16 protein-coding genes are annotated in these 19,278 nt (G+C 69.8%); 4 read left to right on the top strand and 12 right to left on the bottom strand.

All coding sequences use genetic code 11. The features are described from left to right. Positions 1-3: 3 nt before the first annotated feature. The 6 genes from AC4GY7_RS04005 to AC4GY7_RS03980 form a co-directional block, all read right to left on the bottom strand. Entirely contained in the window at positions 4-1,026 is a 1,023-nt protein-coding gene (locus AC4GY7_RS04005; RefSeq protein WP_491112122.1) for a sensor histidine kinase, read from the bottom strand. Between the two features lie 72 nt (positions 1,027-1,098). Next, positions 1,099-1,905: an ATP-binding protein gene (locus AC4GY7_RS04000; RefSeq protein WP_491112121.1), complete on the bottom strand. Its 807-nt coding sequence runs from the start codon at positions 1,903-1,905 to the stop codon at positions 1,099-1,101. Between the two features lie 40 nt (positions 1,906-1,945). Further along, a complete protein-coding gene (locus AC4GY7_RS03995) occupies positions 1,946-3,934 on the bottom strand; it encodes a tetratricopeptide repeat protein (protein WP_491112120.1) in 1,989 nt (662 codons plus the stop codon). Next, the gene (prsR, locus tag AC4GY7_RS03990) at positions 3,927-5,297 is read right to left on the bottom strand and encodes a PEP-CTERM-box response regulator transcription factor (protein WP_491112119.1); all 1,371 of its coding nucleotides are present in this window, start codon (positions 5,295-5,297) and stop codon (positions 3,927-3,929) included. Before prsR ends, AC4GY7_RS03995 begins: the two co-directional genes overlap by 8 nt. Continuing rightward, positions 5,294-7,336 carry an XrtA/PEP-CTERM system histidine kinase PrsK gene (gene prsK / locus AC4GY7_RS03985; protein ID WP_491112118.1) on the bottom strand — a complete coding sequence of 681 codons (2,043 nt, stop codon included), beginning with the start codon at positions 7,334-7,336 and terminating at the stop codon, positions 5,294-5,296. The genes prsR and prsK overlap by 4 nt, the downstream gene beginning before the upstream one ends. Before the next feature lie 4 nt (positions 7,337-7,340). Continuing rightward, a complete protein-coding gene (locus AC4GY7_RS03980) occupies positions 7,341-8,729 on the bottom strand; it encodes a TIGR03013 family XrtA/PEP-CTERM system glycosyltransferase (protein ID WP_491112117.1) in 1,389 nt (462 codons plus the stop codon). 157 nt (positions 8,730-8,886) lie between these two features. On the opposite strand from AC4GY7_RS03980, the gene AC4GY7_RS03975 reads away from it, so the two are divergent. Then, on the top strand, positions 8,887-9,924 hold the full coding sequence (locus AC4GY7_RS03975; protein WP_491112116.1) for a mannose-1-phosphate guanylyltransferase/mannose-6-phosphate isomerase: 1,038 nt from the start codon (positions 8,887-8,889) through the stop codon (positions 9,922-9,924). Between the two features lie 13 nt (positions 9,925-9,937). Here AC4GY7_RS03975 and AC4GY7_RS03970 read toward each other — a convergent pair whose 3' ends face one another. From AC4GY7_RS03970 to AC4GY7_RS03950, 5 genes are all read right to left on the bottom strand, one after another. Then, positions 9,938-10,501, bottom strand: a complete 564-nt coding sequence (locus AC4GY7_RS03970) for a Uma2 family endonuclease (RefSeq protein WP_491112115.1) — start codon at positions 10,499-10,501, stop codon at positions 9,938-9,940. A gap of 50 nt (positions 10,502-10,551) precedes the next feature. Then, positions 10,552-11,013 carry a DUF3429 domain-containing protein gene (locus AC4GY7_RS03965; protein ID WP_491112114.1) on the bottom strand — a complete coding sequence of 154 codons (462 nt, stop codon included), beginning with the start codon at positions 11,011-11,013 and terminating at the stop codon, positions 10,552-10,554. A gap of 253 nt (positions 11,014-11,266) precedes the next feature. Then, positions 11,267-12,910, bottom strand: a complete 1,644-nt coding sequence (gene groL, locus AC4GY7_RS03960) for a chaperonin GroEL (RefSeq protein WP_443585304.1) — start codon at positions 12,908-12,910, stop codon at positions 11,267-11,269. A 69-nt stretch (positions 12,911-12,979) separates the two neighbouring features. Next, positions 12,980-13,267, bottom strand: a complete 288-nt coding sequence (gene groES, locus AC4GY7_RS03955) for a co-chaperone GroES (protein ID WP_443585303.1) — start codon at positions 13,265-13,267, stop codon at positions 12,980-12,982. A gap of 146 nt (positions 13,268-13,413) precedes the next feature. Then, positions 13,414-15,396 carry an alpha/beta hydrolase family protein gene (locus AC4GY7_RS03950; RefSeq protein WP_491112113.1) on the bottom strand — a complete coding sequence of 661 codons (1,983 nt, stop codon included), beginning with the start codon at positions 15,394-15,396 and terminating at the stop codon, positions 13,414-13,416. Between the two features lie 253 nt (positions 15,397-15,649). Between AC4GY7_RS03950 and sppA the strand changes: the two genes are divergently transcribed. The 3 genes from sppA to AC4GY7_RS03935 all read left to right on the top strand — a co-directional run bounded on the left by sppA (position 15,650) and on the right by AC4GY7_RS03935 (position 18,487). Continuing rightward, complete coding sequence (gene sppA / locus AC4GY7_RS03945; protein ID WP_491112112.1) at positions 15,650-17,539, top strand: signal peptide peptidase SppA; 1,890 nt, start codon at positions 15,650-15,652, stop codon at positions 17,537-17,539. A gap of 2 nt (positions 17,540-17,541) precedes the next feature. Next, positions 17,542-18,102 (top strand): GNAT family N-acetyltransferase, encoded by a 561-nt coding sequence (locus AC4GY7_RS03940; protein ID WP_491112111.1) that lies wholly within the window; start codon positions 17,542-17,544, stop codon positions 18,100-18,102. Positions 18,103-18,295: 193 nt separating this feature from the next. Beyond that, a complete protein-coding gene (locus AC4GY7_RS03935) occupies positions 18,296-18,487 on the top strand; it encodes a hypothetical protein (RefSeq protein WP_491112110.1) in 192 nt (63 codons plus the stop codon). Positions 18,488-18,500: 13 nt separating this feature from the next. Here the strand turns inward: AC4GY7_RS03935 and AC4GY7_RS03930 are convergent, their stop codons facing one another. Beyond that, a complete protein-coding gene (locus AC4GY7_RS03930; RefSeq protein ID WP_491112109.1) occupies positions 18,501-19,151 on the bottom strand; it encodes a trimeric intracellular cation channel family protein in 651 nt (216 codons plus the stop codon). Between the last annotated feature and the right edge of the window lie 127 nt (positions 19,152-19,278).

Below are 19,278 nucleotides of genomic sequence, written 5' to 3'. Positions count from 1 at the left end.
GGATCAGGCAGGCATGGCGCCGGGCATGTCCATCGTCACGGTCGTGCCCTCCGGCCCGCTTTCGGTGCTGAGCGTGCCGCCGGCCTGACGCGCGAAGCCGGGGATCAGGCGCGAGCCAAGGCCGTGATCCGGGCCCGCCGGCGCCGCGACTTGCGGCATGCCGACGCCGTCGTCGCTGACGATCAGCGTCATGCCCCCCGGGCGGCGGCGCAGGCCGACGGTGATGGTGCCGCCGGTGCGGCCGGTGAAGGCGTGCTTGGCCGCATTGGTGACGAGTTCGTTGACGACGAGGCCGATCGACACCGCCCGATCGCGTGGCATGTTCGCCGCATCGGCCGAGCAGGAGAGCGATACGCCGCCGCGCAGGAGGAGCGCATCGGCCAAGGCCGCGCACAGATCGCCGAGATAGGCCTGCATGTCGACGGCATCGACCTGTCCGGCGCTGCGGTAGAGATGGCGGTGCGCCCGCGCGATGCTCTCGACGCGGGCCAATGCGGCGCCCAATGCCTCCGCCGCCTCGCCATCGGTGCGGCGGCGCTGGATGTCGAGGATCGAGGCGACGATCGCGAAGTTGTTCTTCATGCGATGGTCGATCTCCTGCAACAGCAGGTCGCGCTCGGCGATCTCCCGGTCGCGCTCGCGGGTGGCGCGGCGGACGGAGCGGCGGAACAGTTCGGCGACCGCGACGCTGATGATCGCTGCGACGATGATGAAGGCGACGGTGACGGTCGCCGCCGTGTCGATCAACCGGAAGCTGCCGAGGGGCGCGAAGCCGTAATACCAGGCATAGCCGATGCCGAGCGCTGCCGCGATCGCCCCCGCCTGCCATCGCGCGAACAGCGTTGCGAGCATCATCGCCGGGAAACACAGCGCGAAAGGCGCGCCGCCTTCGGCCAGCACGTCCAGCACCGCGCGCATCAGAATGGCGCTGCTGGCGCATAATACGCCGAAACCGATCTGGGTCACCGCCCGCGGCACAGCGGGGGCGAGGCGATCGGGCAGGTCAAGTTCACCCAGGCGCGGCACGAACCGGAGTGAGCCGGAGCGGTCCTATCATGTCAAGACGAATGACCTAATCCATGATAAAAGATTCTTGCTTCAGGTTAAGGCGATGTCGGCACGTCCGGCGAGTTCGGTGACATATTGCCATGCCACCCGCCCCGACCGGCTGCCGCGCCGCGTTGCCCAATTGATCGCCTCGGCAGCATCGAAGGGCAGATCGTAACGCGCGGCATAGGCGGCGACGATCGCGCAATAGCCGTCCTGATCGAGCGCGTGGAAGCCGAGGCTCAGACCGAAGCGATCGGCGAGCGCAAGCTGGTCGTCGATGCTGTCGCGCGGATTGATGGCGCTATCCTGTTCCGCGATGTCACGGGGTACCAGATGGCGGCGGTTAGCGGTGACGATCAGGCGGACATTCGCCGGGCGCGCCTCCGCGCCGCCCTCCAGCAGCGAGCGCAGGATGCGCGCCTCGGCGGGCGCGTCGAAGCCCAGGTCGTCGAGAAACAGCGCAAAGGCGCGTGGCAGGCCGGCGAGCGACGCGAACAGCTGCGGCAGCGTGTCGAGCGCGGTCACCTCGACCAGCGCGATGGCGCCGCCGTCGCCCTGCACCGCACCGACCGCGGCCTTGACCAGCGCCGATTTGCCGGTGCCGCGCGCGCCCCACAGCAGCACATCCTGCGCCGCCGCGCCGGCAGCGAGGCGGCGCAGATTCTCGACCAGGGCCGCTTTCTGCTTGTCGACGCGGATCATCAGGTCGAGCGGGAGCGGCGCAAAGGCGCGTGCCGCGACCAGCGCGCCGTCTCGCCAGACATAGGCAGGGTGGCGCAGCGGATCGTCGCTTGCCGGCGGCGGGGGAGCGAGGCGGTCCAGCGCCGCGGCGATACGGTCCAGGGGATCGGCCATGGCGGCGCTCATGGCGCCGCGCGGGCGGCCGTGCAAGGCGTCAGCGCATGATGGCGCGGGCATGCGCGGCGATCGTCGCATCGCCGGGCGCCAGCGCGACCGCCTTGACCGCAAGCTGGCGCGCCGCGGCGAGGTCGCCATCGGCGGCGAGCGCGACGGCATAGGCGTCGCACACGCCCGCGTTCATCGGCGACAGCGCGTAGGCGGCGCGGGCATAGCGGCGCGCCACCGTGCCGTCGTCGCCGGCGGCATAGGCGATGGCGAGATCGGCGAGCAGCGCGGCATCGCGGTTGCCGGCGGTGCGCCGGACGCCCTCCAGCGTCTCGATCGCGGCATCGGCCTCGCCGTTCGTCGCCTGCCAATGGCCGAGGATGCGGCGGGCGACGAGGCTTTGCGGGTTCTGCTGCAGGTAGAGCGACAAGGCCGCCGCCGCGTCGCGCGGACGGCCGGCGCGGCCCCAGGCATCGACCAGCCGCAACAGGGTCGGCTCGTCGAAGGCAAGGCCGGCGGCGCGTGCGTAGACCGGCGCTGCCTCGGCAAAGCGACCGGCGACGGCGAGCGCATCGCCGAGCGCGAGTTGCGCCGCGGGAGCGCCCGGCCGCGCCGCCGCCAGCGTGCGGGCGCGCGCGATGGCGCCGGTGACGTCGCCCGCGGTCAACTGCGCGCGGATGGCGCCGAGCAGGTAATTGGGATCGTCGGGATCGGCGCGCGCCTCCGCCAGCGCAGCCGCGACGCTGTCGTCGCTGGCGAAGGCGGCGGCCCCGCCGCGCGCACCACCCGCGGCACGATCGAGGAAGCCGGCGGCGGCGATTCGGTCGCCGCTGGCTTCCGCCGCGCGCGCGACCAGGGTCAGCGTATAGGCATCGGCGTCCGCTCGCGCCGCGACCGGGCGCAACTGGTCGAGCGCGCCCTGCACGTCGCCCGAGCGGAGCAGCGCGGCGCCGAGCAGGCGGCGCACGACGATGTTCATCGGCTGGTCGGCGGCAAGCTGTCGCCAGGTACCGATCGCCAGTTCGTCGCGGCCGGCGGCATGATCGAGCGCCCCGCCGAGCAGCGCCGCACCGGGCAGCCCGCCGATCCCCTGGCCTGCGCGCTGGAGCAGATCGCGGGCCAGCCCCAGCCGCCCGGCGCGCGCGGCCAGCACCGCCTGCAGGTACAGCGCCTGCGGGCTGGCCGGCCGCGCCGCCAGCGCTTGCCGCGTCGCCGCCAGCATGTCGGCATAGCGGCCGGCATCGCCCAGCGTCGCGGCATATTCGATCAAGGCCGGGTGGTAATAGGCATCCCGCTTCAGCGCCGCCTCGAACCACGGCAAGGCGGCGGTGAGGCCGTAGCGGGTCCGCACGATCTCCGCCTGCAAGGCGAGCGGCACCGGATCGCCCGGCGCGAGCCGCGCAGCCCGCGACGCCGCCGCGGTGGCAGTGGCGACCTCTCCGGCGTCGAGCCTGACCCGGCCGAGGTCGCTCCACGCCGCGGCATCGTCGGGATGCGCGGCGAGCCAAGCGGTGAGCAGGTCGACCGCGGCCCCGGCATCGCCCTGCATCGCGGTGGCACGGGCGCGGGCGCGCAGCGCGTCGCCGTCGTCGGCGGGTGCGGCGGCCGCCCCATCGATCGCGCCCTGATAGTCCGCTTGCAGTAAGCGCGCCTGCGCCTGCAACCCGGCGAGCGCCGCCGGGGCGGCCCGCAGATCGCGGGCGCGGCTGAGTGCGCCTTCCGCGGCGACGCCGTCCCCCAGCCGCACATAGGCGCGGGCGAGCAGTAGCAGTGCCGGCTGCGACGTCGGTGCTGCGGCCAGAGCGGCGAGCGCATGGTTGCGCGCGGCGCTGTAATTGCCGATCCGGTATGCGGTGCGCGCATCCGCCAGCGCCTGCGCCGGATCGACCCGCGGCGGCGGGCGCAGCGCATAGGCTGCGGCAAGCCCCGCAACGACCAGCAACAGGCCGAGCGCGACCGCATGGATGCGGCGCGGCCGCGGCAGGCGCCAGCCGCGCCGTCGCCGCCGGCGCAGCATCGGATAAGGCGTATCAGCCATGCAGGTCGTAGCTTTTCAGCAGATCGTACAGCGTCGGCCGGCTGACGCCGAGCAGTCGCGAGGCACCGGAGATGTTGCCGTCCGCCCGCGCCAGCGCCTGGCGGATCGCCTTGCGGTCGGCGACTTCGCGGGCGGCCCGCAGGTTGAGCGCCAGCGCATCGGCGGGGTCGCCGCCAAGGTCGAGATCGGCGGCGGTTACGAGCTTGCCATCCGCCATGATGACCGCGCGCTTGATCCGGTTTTCGAGCTCGCGGACGTTGCCGGGCCAGCCCCAGGCATCGATCGCGGCGAGCGCATCGGGGGCAAGGCCGTTCACCCCCAGCTTCATCGCCGCGGCATGCCGCCGCACGAAGGCGCGGGCGAGCAGGCCGGCATCGCCGGGGCGCTCGGCAAGGCCGGGGATACGCACCACGATCTCGGCAAGCCGGTAATAGAGATCCTCGCGGAAGCGGCCGTCGGCCACCATCGCCTCGACATTCTGGTGCGTCGCGCAGACGATGCGGGTGTCGACGGGGATCGCTTTGCGCCCGCCGATCCGTTCGATGACGCGTTCCTGGAGGAAGCGGAGCAGCTTGACCTGCAACGGCAGCGGCACGTCGCCGATCTCGTCGAGGAACAGGGTGCCGCCCGCGGCCTGTTCGATCTTGCCGGGCGTGGTCTTCACCGCGCCGGTGAACGCGCCCTTTTCATGGCCGAACAGTTCGCTTTCCAGCAGCGTTTCGGGGATGGCGGCACAGTTGATCGCGACGAAGGCACCGTGGCGGCGCGGCGAGGCATCGTGAAGACCGCGCGCCAGCAGTTCCTTGCCGGTGCCGCTCGCGCCGAGCAGCATCACCGACACGTCGGCCGGCGCGACCCGCTCGACGGTGCGCACCACCTTCGCCATCTCGTCGGACGCATAGAGGAGGCCACCGAAGCCGTCGCGCGTGCCCCCGTCGCGGGCGGCGAGGCGCCGATTCTCCGCCTCCAGCGCGTGGACGTGGAAGGCGCGGGCGACGATCAGCCCCAGGGCATCGATGTCGATCGGTTTGGCATAGAAGTCCCACGCCCCCGCCGCGATCGCGTTGAGCGCGCTTTCGCGGGCGCCGTGGCCGGAGGCGACGATCACCTTGGTATCGGGCTTCAGCGCCAGGATCTCGGCCAGCGTCGCGAAGCCTTCGCTGGTGCCGTCCGGATCGGGCGGCAGGCCGAGATCGAGCGTGACGACCGCGGGTTCGTGCGCCCGCAGCGCCTCGATCGCTTCGCCACGGGTGGCGGCGCCGACGATCTCATAACCTTCATAGGCCCAGCGCAACTGGCGCTGGAGCGCCAGATCGTCCTCGACGATCAGCAGCACCGGGCGGGCATCGCCTGCGCCGCTCATGCCGCCCGCTCCAGCGGGCGCGCGGCAGGGAGCGTCAGGCGGAACCGCGTGCCCTCGCCTTCGCGGCTGGTCACGTCGAGCGTGCCGCCCATCGCGGCCGCCAGCGCGCGCGCCTCATAGGCGCCGATGCCGAAGCCGTCCGGCTTGGACGAGGCGAAGGGGCGGAACAACTGGTCGCGGACGAAGGCGGCGCTCATCCCGCAGCCGCGATCGACGACATCGATCGTCACCTGCGTGCCGGTGCCAGCGACCGCGAGATCGATGGCGGCGTCGGCGGGGCTCGCCTCCACCGCATTCTGCAACAGGTGGCCGAGCAGTTGCTCGAGACGGCCGGGCTGCGCCAGCGCGATGCCTTCGCCGGCGACCTGCACGATGTGCTGCGCACGGCGGGCGGCGGCGAGGCGCAGCGCCAGCGCGGCGCAATCCACCGGCTGCAACGGTTCGGGAGTGGCGCGGTGGTGCTGCGACAGGCGGGCGAGCAGCGCGTTCATGCGGGCGGCGGAGTCCTTGAGCGTGGCGACCATGTCGGCGCGGAATTCGGCGTTGTCGGCATGCCGTTCGGCATTGCGCGCGACGAGGCTGAGGCCGCTGACGAGGTTCTTGATGTCGTGGATGATGAAGGCGAAGCGGCGATTGAATTCGTCGAAGCGCGCCGCATCGGCGAGCGCGACATGGGCACGATCCTCGGCCAGATAGCTCGCCGCTTGACGCCCGGCGACGCGGAGCAGGTCGAGGTCCTCCCAGTCGAGCGCGCGGTCGATCGGCGGACGGGCGAGCAGGATCGCGCCGATCAGGCTGGCGCCATGGATCAGCGGCACCAAGGCCCAGGCGTCGGCCGACTGGCGCATCCAGTCGGGGATCGCCGCCGCCTCTTCGGGCGGGGCATCGCCGCGCCGCACCGCGTCCAGTTCGACGATGCGCGTGCTGGTGGCGAGATGGGCGGCGAGCGCGGCATCGGCGGCGCCCGCCTCGTGCCAGTGCCATGCCGCGCCGGCGCCCAGCCCGGCGCCGTCCGGCACCAGCAATAGCCCGGCGGGCGAGCCGGTGAGATCGGCGATGGCGCGGACGATGCGGCGGTCTAGCGGGTCGGCGCCCTCGCCCGGCGTACCGAGCGTCGCGGTGAAGCGCTGCCATTCGGCGCGGTAATCGTAGCGGTGGCGGAAGAAATGCTTGGCGACCTTCACCTTCGCCCAGGCGCGGATCCACGGCGTCGACAGCAGGGTGATGAGCGCGGTGGTGGCGCCGAGCACGATCGCCGTCTGGACGATGCGCACCGTGTCGCCGGCATAATGTTCGGCGACCTGGGTCAGCGCGATGGTCACGCCGGCATAGGCGACGACCGCGGCGACCGAGAGCAGGCGGAGTGCGACGCCGTGCGAGACGGTGAGGCCGCGCTCGCCGCGCCGCGCCGCCAGCGCCAGCAGCAGCGCGGCGCCGGCCATCACGAAGCCGCGCGCGGCGAAGATGGCGAGCGACGGGGTGCCGAGGCTCCAGGCGAGCGTCGCACCGATCAGGTCGACGCCCCACATGGTCGCGATCGCGGCAGCGAGCAGTGCCATCCTGCCCGCGCCGCGTTCGCCGCCGGCGAAGGCGAGGTGATGGACGAGCATCAGGCCGACCACCGCCCCCAGCATGCGCGCGATCCGCCGGACATCGGCGACGGCCGCCAGTGCCGCGTCGCCGAGCGGCAGCGTCTCGGTCAGTGCCAGCGTGGTGGCGAAGATGGTGATGGTCGCCGCCGCCGCATAGACGGCATAGAGCGGCAGGCTGCCGGTGCGCGTCCGCCGCACCAGCACCAGCATCAGGCCGAGCCAGGCGAGGTTGCGCGCCGATTCGGCGATCCGCGGCACCACGTCGCCGGCGCCGATCCCAGCGACCGCCAGGGCCCAGAGCGCGGTGGCGATCATCGCCGATGCGAGGGCGCCGCGCGGCACGGTGCTGCGCGGCACCGCCGCCTGCGGCCCGCGCACCGTCGCGAGCGCCAGCGCGCCGAACGCCAGCGCGGCCAGCGCATGGCCCCAAAGGATGAGCGCGGTCATCGCCCTATCGCGCGCCCGACGGGAACAGCACCACGCGCAGCGTCTGGAGCAGGATCAGCAGGTCGAGGAAGGGCGAATAGTTCTTGGCGTAATACAGGTCGTATTCCAGCTTGTGGCGTGCGTCTTCGATCGAGGCGCCATAGGGATAGTTGATCTGTGCCCAGCCGGTGATCCCGGGTTTCACCATGTGCCGCTCGGCGTAATAGGGCAGTTGCTGTTCCAGCTGTTCGACGAACTGCGGGCGCTCGGGGCGGGGACCGACGAAGCTCATCTCGCCCTTCAGCACCGACCAGGTCTGCGGCAGTTCGTCGATGCGCACCTTGCGGATGAAGCGGCCGATGCGGGTGATGCGCGGATCGTCCCTTTCCGCCCACACCGCCTGGCCCGCGACCTCCGCATCCTGACGCATCGAGCGCAGCTTCACGATGTCGAACCCCTGGTTGTAGAGGCCGACGCGGCGCTGCCGGTAAAAGGCGGGGCCGCGCGATTCGAGCTTGATCGCCACGGCGGTGACCAGGATCACCGGCAGCGTCACGATCAGCAGCAGCAGGCTGACGGTGACGTCGAAGCCGCGCTTGAACACGCTCGACAGCATCCGGCCCGAGGCGAAGCCGTCCGAGAAGATCAGCCAGGACGGGTTGACCGAATGAAGGTCGATCCGACCCGTCTCGCGTTCCAGGAAGCTCGATATCTCGCTGACGCTCACCCCCGTGGTGCGAACGCGCAGCAGGTCCTTCAGCGGCAGCGCGTTGCGCCGCTCCTCCAGCGCGAGCACCACCTCGCCGGCATTATGGTCGACGACGTGCGCGGCGAGGTTGGGAATGGCGTCGCGCGGCACCGCGCCGCGCACCACCGGATTGGGCTCGCCCATCGCGACATAGCCTGCGACGATCACGTTGGCGCCGGGCTGGCTGGCGAGCGCGCCGATCCGCGCGGCGCGATGGCCGGCGCCGAGCACGATGATCCGCCGCTTGAACGTATCGCCGCCCAGCGCCCGGCCGAGCAACGCGCGCACCACCACCAGCAGCGCGGCGGCGATCAGCGTCGCATAGGCGAGGTTGGAGCGCCACAGGGCGAGTGGCGGCACGAGGAAGAACAGGATCGACAGGCACGACACGCCGAGCAGGATCGCCACCGCCAGCCGTGCCGCGGCAAAGCGCAGCGACAGGAAGGATGCGACGCCATAGGCCCCCACCGCGACCAGCGCGATCTGCAACGCCGCGGCGAAGGCGATGAGCTGCGGCAAGCGGGTGACCGTCGGCTCCACCAGCATGCCGATCTGGCGCGCGCGGATCACCCAGCCGAGTTCGGCCGCAGCCATCAGCAGCACGGCATCGACCAGGCCGAGCAGCAGCACGGCGTGCGGGACGTAATGCTTGAACAGGCGGATCATGCCCGCTCCCTTCCGACGGCGGCCTGTAAGCTTTTCCGACAGGCGACACGGGGGTCGCAGAAAAAAGCAAAGAAAGCTTGAACAACCCTGCGGTCTAGATCGTTACGCCTCCGCACTCTTTCGTCCGAAAGAGATCCGAAGGAGTTCACGACCCGCTATGACGATCGTCCCTGTGATCCTTTCCGGAGGATCCGGCACCCGGCTGTGGCCGATGTCGCGCCCGGAAATGCCCAAGCAGCTGCTGGCGCTGACCGCCGAGGAGACGATGCTGCAGCTCACCGCGAAGCGGGCGCATGGCGAGGCCTTCGCCGCGCCGATCGTCGTCGCCAATGCGCGCCATGCCGATCATATCGACGAGCAACTGGCGGCGGTGGGCGCCGCGCCGCAGGCCGTGATCCTGGAGCCGGTGGCACGCAACACCGCGCCGGCGATCGCCCTCGCCGCGCTCGCCGCCAAGGGCGAGGAAGCGCTGCTGGTCATGCCGTCCGACCATGTCATCGCCGATGTCGCGGCCTTTCACGCGGCGATCGAGGCGGCGATGCCGCTGGTCGCCGAAGGGTGGCTGGTCACCTTCGGCATCACGCCCGACGCGCCGGAGACGGGCTATGGCTGGATCAAGGTCGGCGAGGCGCTGGCGTCCGGCGTGCACCGCGTCGCCCGCTTCGTCGAGAAACCGGCGCGCGAGCGGGCCGAGGCGATGCTGGCGTCGGGCGACCATGCCTGGAACGGCGGCATCTTCCTGTTCCGCGCCGACATCTTCCTGGGCGCGCTCGCCGCACATGCGCCGGGCATGCTGACCGCGACGCAGGAGGCGATGACCAAGGCCCGGCGCGAGGGTGTGCGCATCCACCCCGATGCCGAGGCGTTCGGCGCCTCGCCCGCCGACTCGATCGACTATGCGGTGATGGAGCGTGCCGAGCGCGTCGCGGTGGTGCCGGTGGCGATGGGATGGAGCGACGTCGGCAGTTGGGACGCGCTGCATGCGATCAGCGAACTCGATAGCGAGGGCAATGCGCATCGCGGCGAGGTGCTGGCGATCGACACGCGCAACTGCCTGGTCCGTTCGGACGGGATACGGGTGGCGGCGGTCGGCGTCAGCGACCTCATCGTCGTGGCGAGCGGCAACGACGTGCTGATCCTGCCGCGCGGGCACAGCCAGGACGTCAAGAAGCTCATCGAGGCGATGAAGGGATGAGGCGGCGCCCGCGTCAGTCGCGGGCGAAGATCTCGGCATGGGGGATGGTGACGCCGATCGCCGGCAACGCGACATCGTGCGGCTGGGCGAACAGGTCGTCACGCCACGCCGTTGGCCCCAGCCGCTGGACGACCCGGCTGGTTTCCGCCTGCGGGTCGACGAAGACGATGGTGTCGACCGACGGCAGGGCGCGGTAGAGCCGCAGCTTGTCGCCTTCGTCGTTGGCCGAGGTGGAGGGAGACAGCACCTCGACGATCACGACGGGATCGGGATAGGCGCGCTCCATCTCCCGCTCCGGCGCCGCCGGGTTGCCGCAGAAGACGGTGACGTCTGGATAACGCAGGTTGGTGTCGTCGACTCGTACGCCCATGTCAGAATTGTACGGGCGGCAGCCGGTGCCACGGAGCCGTGGATAGAGATAGCCGAGGATGTTCGTCGACACCCGGGCATGAGCGGGTGTGCCGCCGGTCATCATCCTTATCACGCCATGGGCAAGTTCGTACTTCCGGTCGCTCGGGAAATCGATACCCAGGAACGTCTCGACGGTGATCGGCTCATAGAGCGGGTCGTGGCGCATGGCGGCAATATACCACCGCGGCAGGGCGAAACAAAGGGCTCGGGCGGCGCTCAATAAGCGATCGCGCGACCGAGCAGGGCGGCGAGGCCCGCGGCGCCGATCAGCAGCTGGCGCGGCCGGAGCGTCGCGAAATAGAGGGGGGCGTTACCGGACAGCGCGGCGCGGCGGTCGAGCAGTGCGGCGAGCACATAGCCGAGCACCAGGGTCAGCAGGGCCATCGACGGCAGGCCGATCACCAGCGCGAGGCCGGCCAGCGTGAAATAGGCGATGCTGGTCGCGATCTCCTGCGGCTTGGACGCGCGGGCATAGCCGAAGCCGAAGCCGCGGCGCACGCCGGCGATGAAGGCGAGGATCAGCGCGCCCCAGATGATGCCCAGGTGCACCGCCCAGAACGGCCAGGGCGGCGGCAGCAGCCACGCGCCGAGTCCGGCCACGACCAGCGGCAGCATCGGGCCATAACCGAGGATCGCGCCATCGGCGGGCGTGTCGGGGCGGGTCGCGTCATGGTTCATGGCGGCGGTAACGAGCGGAGCCGCAGCGGGTTGCCACGGGGGACGGACGATGGGCGCGCGGGGTCGGCCGGCGTTGAAGCGGCGACTGCCTGACTGGCACAGCAAAGGGCCGGGGGATCGCTCCCCCGGCCCTGTTTGCGTGTGGCGGGCAGCGGCGAAGCCGCTGCCGTGACGTCAGACTGGACCCGCGGAGCGGGCCGGCTGGCCGTTCCGATTTTCTGTCCGGGGCAGGTTTCCCTGCCCCGGTCGAAAATCAGAAGTCCATGCCGCCCATGCCGCCCATGCCGCCGCCGCCGGGCATGGCCGGAGCCTTGTCCTCGGGCAGTTCCGAGACGGTCGCCTCGGTGGTGATGAGCAGGCCGGCGACCGACGCTGCGTTCTGGAGCGCGGTGCGGACGACCTTGGTCGGGTCGATCACGCCGGCCGCGACCAGGTTCTCGTAGGTGTCGGTCGACGCGTTGAAGCCGAACGAGGTGTCGTTCTGGTCGAGCAGCTTGCCCGACACGACCGCACCGTCATGGCCGGCGTTCTGCGCGATCTGGCGGACCAGCGCGGTGAGCGAACGACGGACGATGTCGACGCCGCGCGTCTGGTCGTCGTTGGCGCCGGTGACGCCCTCGAGCGCCTTCGACGCGTAGAGCAGCGCCGTGCCGCCACCGGGGACGATACCCTCTTCGACGGCCGCGCGGGTCGCGTGCAGCGCGTCGTCGACGCGGTCCTTGCGCTCCTTCACCTCGACCTCGGTCGAACCACCGACCTTGATGACCGCAACGCCGCCGGCGAGCTTGGCGAGACGCTCCTGGAGCTTCTCGCGGTCGTAGTCGCTGGTGGTGTTCTCGATCTGCGCACGGATCGCCTCGGTGCGGCCCTTGATCGAATCGGCATCACCGGCGCCATCGACGATGGTGGTGTTGTCCTTGTCGATCGTGACGCGCTTGGCGGTGCCGAGCATGCCGACGGTGACGTTCTCGAGCTTGATACCGAGGTCTTCCGAGATCATCTCGCCCTTGGTCAGGATCGCGATGTCTTCCAGCATCGCCTTGCGGCGATCGCCGAAGCCCGGCGCCTTGACCGCTGCGACCTTCAGGCCGCCGCGCAGCTTGTTCACCACGAGCGTGGCCAGCGCCTCGCCCTCGATGTCCTCGGCGATGATGAGCAGCGGACGACCCGACTGGACGACGGCTTCCAGGATCGGGAGCATCGCCTGCAGGTTGCTGAGCTTCTTCTCGTGGATCAGGATGTACGGGTCGTTCAGTTCGACCGTCATCTTTTCCGGGTTGGTGATGAAGTAGGGCGACAGGTAGCCGCGGTCGAACTGCATGCCCTCGACGACGTCCAGCTCGAATTCGAGGCCCTTGGCCTCCTCGACGGTGATGACGCCTTCCTTGCCGACCTTTTCCATCGCTTCGGCGATCTTCTCGCCGACTTCACGGTCGCCGTTGGCCGAGATGATGCCGACCTGCGCGACTTCCTGCGAACCCGAGACGGGCTTGGAGCGCGACTTGATGTCCTCGGTCACCTTGGTCACGGCGATGTCGATGCCGCGCTTCAGGTCCATCGGGTTCATGCCGGCCGCAACCGACTTCATGCCTTCGCGCACGATCGCCTGCGCCAGAACGGTCGCGGTGGTGGTGCCGTCGCCGGCGATGTCGTTGGTCTTCGAGGCCACTTCGCGCACCATCTGCGCGCCCATGTTCTCGAACTTGTCCTTGAGCTCGATCTCCTTGGCGACGGTGACGCCGTCCTTGGTGATGCGCGGTGCGCCGAAGCTCTTGTCGATCACGACGTTGCGGCCCTTCGGCCCCAGCGTGACCTTGACCGCGTCGGCGAGGATGTCGACGCCGCGCAGAATGCGCTCACGCGCGTCGCGGCCGAATTTTACGTCCTTGGCTGCCATGGTGGCTACCCTTTCAGTTGATCTGGAAAGTCACAAAAGTCGCACCCGCGCGGGGTGCGTCGGATAAGATCAGCCGACGATCCCGAGGATGTCGCTTTCCTTCATGATGAGCAGGTCCTCACCGTCAACCTTCACCTCGGTGCCCGACCACTTGCCGAACAGGATGCGGTCGCCAGCCTTGACGTCGAGCGGGGTGATCGTGCCGTTCTCGGCACGCGCGCCGGTGCCGGCGGCGACGACTTCGCCTTCCTGCGGCTTTTCCTTGGCGGTGTCGGGGATGATGATCCCGCCGGCCGTCTTCTCTTCCGCCTCAACGCGGCGGACGAGGACGCGGTCGTGCAACGGACGAAAGTTCATTGCGAAGTCCCTCTTTCAATCAGTGTTACAGATTTCTGGCACTCAGGATGCCCGAGTGCCAACGCCGCGGATATGTGCCGGGTGCACCGCCCCGTCAAGGCGGTGCCGGAGCTAAAAAGCGGCGCAGCGATGAACCGTGCGCCCGGTCAGTCCTGTATGCCCAGCGCGGTACGCAGAAACGCATCGCTCTTGCCCAGCATGTCGGTGCGGACCGCCGAATCATCGAGCTGATGGGTCAGCCCCTTGTATTCGACGAATTGGACCTGCTTGCCGGCGGCGCGCAGCCGGCCATCCATCAGCCGCGATTCGCCGACGCCGACGTTCTGATCGAGATCGCCGTGGAACAGCAGCACCGGCGCCGTGATGCGCGCCACATTCTGGGCGGGCGATCCCGCACGCACATGGTCGCCATGGCCGATGAAGGAATCGACGAGCCTGAAATCGGTGAAGTCGCGATGTTCGCCACGCAGCGTTTCGAGGTCGGTGACCGGCGCGACCGCGACGATCGCCTTGAACAGGTCGGGATCGAGCACCGCCGATTGCAGCGCGGCATAGCCGCCGTACGACCAGCCGAAGATCGCCAGCTTGCCCGGTGCCGCGATGCCGGAGGACAGCAGATAGCGACCGGCGTCGTTGACGTCGCCGATGGCGACGCGCCACGACTGGAAGCCGTTCTTCTGGAACCAGTCCGAGCCATAGCCGGTCGAGCCGCGGAAGTTGGGCTGGAGCACGGCATAGCCACGGCTGGCGAAGAACTGCGGCAACCAGTCGAAGCCCCATTCGTCGCGATACCCCGGTCCGCCATGCGGCAGGACGATCGCCGGCAGCCCCTTGCCCGCACCGCCGGGCGGGAGCGTCAGATAGGCCGGGATCGCGGTACCGTCCGCCGCCTTGAAGGTGATCGCCTTCACCGGCGCCAGCGTCTTGCCTTCGAGTTCGGGCCTGACCGGCAGGATCGGGGACAGTTTGCGCGCCGTACGATCGAACAGGTAGAAGCGCCCCGGATCGACATCGCTGCCGGCGTAGAGCACCAGTTTCTGCTCGTCGGCGGTCGCATCGACGATGTTGACGATCGGCTGTTTCGGCAGCGCCTTGCCGAGCGAGGCGGCGATCGCCTTCAGCGCGGGATCGAAGATCACCATCTGGCGTCGATCGGTGGCGAAGCTCGCCCCGACGACGCGCTGCTGGCGCCCGATGCGGACGAGACCGTCGACGTCGACGTTCGGGTTGTCGAGCACCAGCTCGCGTTTCAGGCTGCCGTCGAGCGAGACCTTGTAGAGCGCGCCGCGGCCGCCCTGCGCATCGAAGCCGTAGGCGACGTTGAGGTCGCGATCGACGGCCCAGGGATCAAATCCCGTATCGGCGCCGGTCCCGCTGGACGTGACCACCGACAGCGGCAGCCAGCCACGTTCGCCCGGCTTGCGGTAGAGATAGGTCGTGCGACCGGTCAGCATGCCGCTGTCCGCCGCCCCGGCAATGCCCATGATCCGGACGGCACCGTGACCGTCGGTGATATATTGATCGGCATGCCCGTTGGGCCGCTCCACCGGCTGGCGGCGCAGCGTGGTGGTATCGACCCGCTCGACACCGAGGCCGGCGACGTTCGAGGCGAGCAGGGTACCGGTCTGTTGCTGCTTCCCATATGATCGGGTCATCAGCACCGAACCGCCGCCGTCGCCATCGCCATCGCCGAGCAGATCGATGACGCCGCCGCCGAATTGCGCAGGACCGTAGACGCTGTCGCGCGTCTCACCGCTCAATTGCTTGAGATCGCTGCCGTCGGCATTGAGCGTCACGACGCGGCTGAAGCCCAGCCGCATGCCGCCCTGCATCATCAGCGTCGAGATGTTGCAGATCAGCCGTTTCGGCGTCGACCAGTTGCACGATGAAATCTGGTCCGGACGGCCGGTCGCGGTCAGCACGGTAGAGGGCCGCGCGCCGCCGACGATATCGAACACGAACACGGCGCTGCCCGCCCCCGCGATCGCGCGCACCATGGCCAGCTGCGTACCGTCGGGCGAGATACTGACCTGCCGCACGTCCTCGCGCGCGCCGAACGCCTTGGCCATATCGCTCGCGGCAGGTTCGGCGATGGCGCTTGCCGATGTCGCGGCGAGCACCGCCAACATGATCGTCCGATGCATACGTACTTCCCCCAATTCTTGTTTGGTACCGCCCTATGCCGATCCGAAGGGCCTTTCCAGATCGTCGTCGCAAGGGCGATCGCGACAGGGTGAAAGGAGAAAGCGGGGCGTCGCGGTGTCGGCCACGGCAGCGGCCGGTGCATCAATGGCAAGCCTCTCTGTCTTATCCCTCTAACACGGACCGTTGCGCCGCGCCCTCGCGTCCTCTACCGCTGGCGGGCACAAGTAGGAGCACGACGTGAAGCTGGTTCGGGGCGCATGGAAGCTGCTGGTGGCGATCAAGGACGGGTTGGTCCTGATCGCGATGCTGCTGTTCTTCGGGCTGTTGTTCGCGGCGCTCAATGCGCGGCCGGGGACGAAGGCGATTCCGACCGGCGCGCTGCTGCTCGACCTGAAAGGCGCGATCGTCGAGCAGCCCGAGGAGACGAGCCCGTTCGCCGCCCTGTCCGGCGACACCATGCCGCGCCAGTACCGGCTGCGCGACGTGCTGCGGGCGATCGACACCGCGCGCACCGACGATCGGGTGAAGGCGCTGGTGCTCGACCTCGACAGTTTCGGCGGCGGCTATCCGGCGACGCTCAACGAGGTGGGCGAGGCGATCCGCCGGTTCCGCGACACCAGGAAGCCGGTGCTCGCCTATGCCACCGCCTATACCGATGCCGGCTATCGGCTGGCGGCGAACGCCAGCGAGATCTGGGTCAATCCGCTGGGCGGCACGATCTTCAGCGGACCGGGCGGCAGCCAGCTGTATTACAAGGGGCTGATCGACAAGCTGGGCGTCGACGTCCACGTCTATCGCGTCGGCAAGTTCAAGAGCTTCGTCGAACCCTATACCCGCGCCGACCAGAGCCCGGATGCGCGCGCGGCGAACCAGCAGCTGCTCGGCTCGCTGTTCGGCCAGTGGCGCGAGGCGGTGGCACGCGCCCGGCCGCGCGCGCAGGTCGGCCAGTTCCTCGCCCAGCCGGACCGGCTGATCCTGGCGGCGAACGGCGACATCGCCAAGGCGAACCTTGCCGCCGGCATCGTCGACACGCTGGGCGACCGCATCGCCTTCGGCCAGCGCGTCGCCAAGCTGGTCGGCAGCGATGCGCGCAAGGCGGCGGGCAATTTCACCACCATCCGCTACGACGACTGGATCGGCGCGCACCCGCTGCCGAGCGCGGGCGATGCGATCGGCGTGGTCACCGTCGCCGGCGATATCGTCGATGGCGAAGGCGGCCCCGGCAGCGCGCATGGCGACACGATCGCCAAGCTGATCCTCAACGGCCTCGCCACCAAGAACCTGAAGGCGCTGGTGGTGCGCGTCGATTCGCCGGGCGGATCGGTGCTCGCCTCCGAACGCATCCGCCTCGCCATCCTGCAGGCCAAGGCGAAGGGGCTGCCGATCGTCGTCTCGATGGGCGGCCTTGCCGCGTCGGGCGGCTATTGGGTGTCGACGCCGGGCCAGGTGATCTTCGCCGAGCCGGGCACGATCACCGGGTCGATCGGCATCTTCGGCATCATCCCGACCTTCGAGAAGACGCTCGCCAAGATCGGCGTCACCACCGACGGGGTGAAGACGACGCCGCTGTCCGGCCAGCCCGACGTGCTCGCCGGCACCACGCCGGAGCTCGACACGATCCTGCAGGCGGGGATCGAGAACGGCTATCGCCAGTTCCTCGCCCGCGTCGCCCAGTCGCGCGGGATGACGCCCGATCGCGTGAACGAAATCGCGCAGGGCCGCGTGTGGGATGGCGGCACCGCCCGCCAGCTGCACCTGGTCGACCGGTTCGGCGGGCTGGACGATGCGGTGGCCGAGGCGGCGAAGCGCGCGAAGCTCGACCCCGCCAAGGTCCATGCCGAATATCTGGAAAAGGCCCCCGGCTTTGCCGCGCAGCTGGCGCAGAGCCTCGGCCGCAAGGAGGATGACGACGCGGGCGCAGGCGACGCGACCGGCAACGACGTGTTCGCGCGGATCGCGGCCGAGCGGCGCGGGCTGCTCGCCAAGGCGCTTGGCGACGTCAAGCGGCTGGCGCAGGCGGGATCGGTGCAGGCGCGCTGCCTGGAATGCGGCGGCCTGGGGCCGAGCGAAACGGCGGGCGCCGATGCGCGGCTGCTCGACGTGATTCTGGCGCGGATCGGCCTGTAACGGTGATCGCGCTGCGCGCCGCGGTGCCGGAGGATGCCGCCGCGGTCGCGGCGATCTATGCCCCGCACGTGCTGGCGGGCACGGTGTCGTTCGAGACGGAGGCGCCGGACGCGCGGGCGATGCGCAGCCGGATGGCGTCCTCCGCCGGGCTCTACCCGTGGATCGTCGCGACCAACGGCGAGGCCACCGGCGGCGTGCTCGGCTATGCCTATGCGACGCGCTTTTCGGAGCGCGAGGCGTATCGCTGGGTGGTGGAGACGAGCATCTACGTCGCCGACGTGGCGCAGCGGCAAGGCGTCGGGCGACTGCTGTACCGGGCGCTGGTCGACACGCTGCGCGCGCAGGGGTTCACGCAGGCGATCGGCCGGATCGCCCTGCCCAACACCACCTCGATCGCGCTGCACGAGGCGGTGGGCTTTCGCCGCGCCGGCGTGTTCCGCGAGGTCGGCTACAAGCATGGCCAGTGGATCGACGTGGGCTATTGGCAATGCGCGCTGGCCGAACCCGCCGCGCCGCCCGCGGAACCGCGGCGGTTCGCCGATGTGGGGGTGGTGCGGGGGTGAGCGGGCGTGATGCTTGGCGCTTGATAACGGAATGACCTTTACCAGCCGTTCGCCCTGAGCTTGTCGGAGGGTATGAGTCTCACCTGTGCTTCGGCAGGCTCAGCACGAACGGTTACCTGTAGCACCTTCGTGATTTTGAGGCCTTCCTCTTGGCCTCTTCCCGCTGCCAGCTTCGGGTGACAGCCAAAGTCTGATGCTGACTTTCATGCAGATCCTGGCCGCTTTACTTGCCGTCAATGCGATCTACTGCGGACAACATGTCGTCGCGGATTTCAGGCATGGGCAACTGTCACAGGGCGCTTGGGGCCTGCTGGCTATGTCGGGTACATTGTTGGCATCGTTCGGATTGACTTGGGCTTTGCTGGCAAGCTTCGCTTATTACTGACCATTGTCACCCGTCACGACCGCGCCCGGTACGCCGGCAGCGCGATGCGCCAGTGGATCGCGGCGGCGCGCAGGCCGAAGCCGGCGGCGGCGGCGATGATCGCGGCGGGGGCGCCGGCCAGCCCGAGCAGGCCTAGCGCGACGTAAAGCGCGGACGACAGCGCCGCTGCGGTGACATACAATTCCGGGCGCATCAGGATGGAGGGCTCGCCCGCCAGCACATCGCGGATGATGCCGCCGACGCAGGCGGTGACCACCCCCATCAACGCCGCGGGCAGCGGGGGCACGCCATAGCCGATCGCCTTGGCCGCGCCGTAGACGGCGTAGGCGGCGAGGCCGACCGCGTCGAACCAGGCGAGCGCGCTGTCACGCCACAAGCGTTCCGGCGTCACCCAGATCACCGCCGCCATCGCCAGGCACACGGTGGCGGCCCGCGGATCGTGCACCCAGAATACCGGGGCATCGATCAGCAGGTCGCGCACCGTGCCGCCGCCGACCCCGGTAATGAGCGCGAAGAAGGCGAGCGTCACCGCCGTCTGCCCGCGCTTCGCCGCCGCCAGCGCGCCCGAGGCGGCGAACACCGCCAGCCCCGCCACGTCGAACCACGGCGCGAAGGCGGGCAGCAGCGAGGCAGTGGGCGGCAGCAGGGACGCGGGCGGCAACATGACGGAGGCTCGCGTAGAGCATCCCGCGCCGTGCCGGAAGGTGGCGTGGGGCCCTGCTCCATGCGACCTTTCGAGCCGGGGTGCCCGGGCGGGGTTAGGTGGTCGCGCGAAGACGCGAAGACGCGAA

This window comes from Sphingomonas sp. SP5 (genome assembly GCF_058313455.1).
The sequence above is the reverse complement of the archived record's forward strand: the minus strand, read 5'-3'. Positions and strand labels throughout refer to the sequence as shown.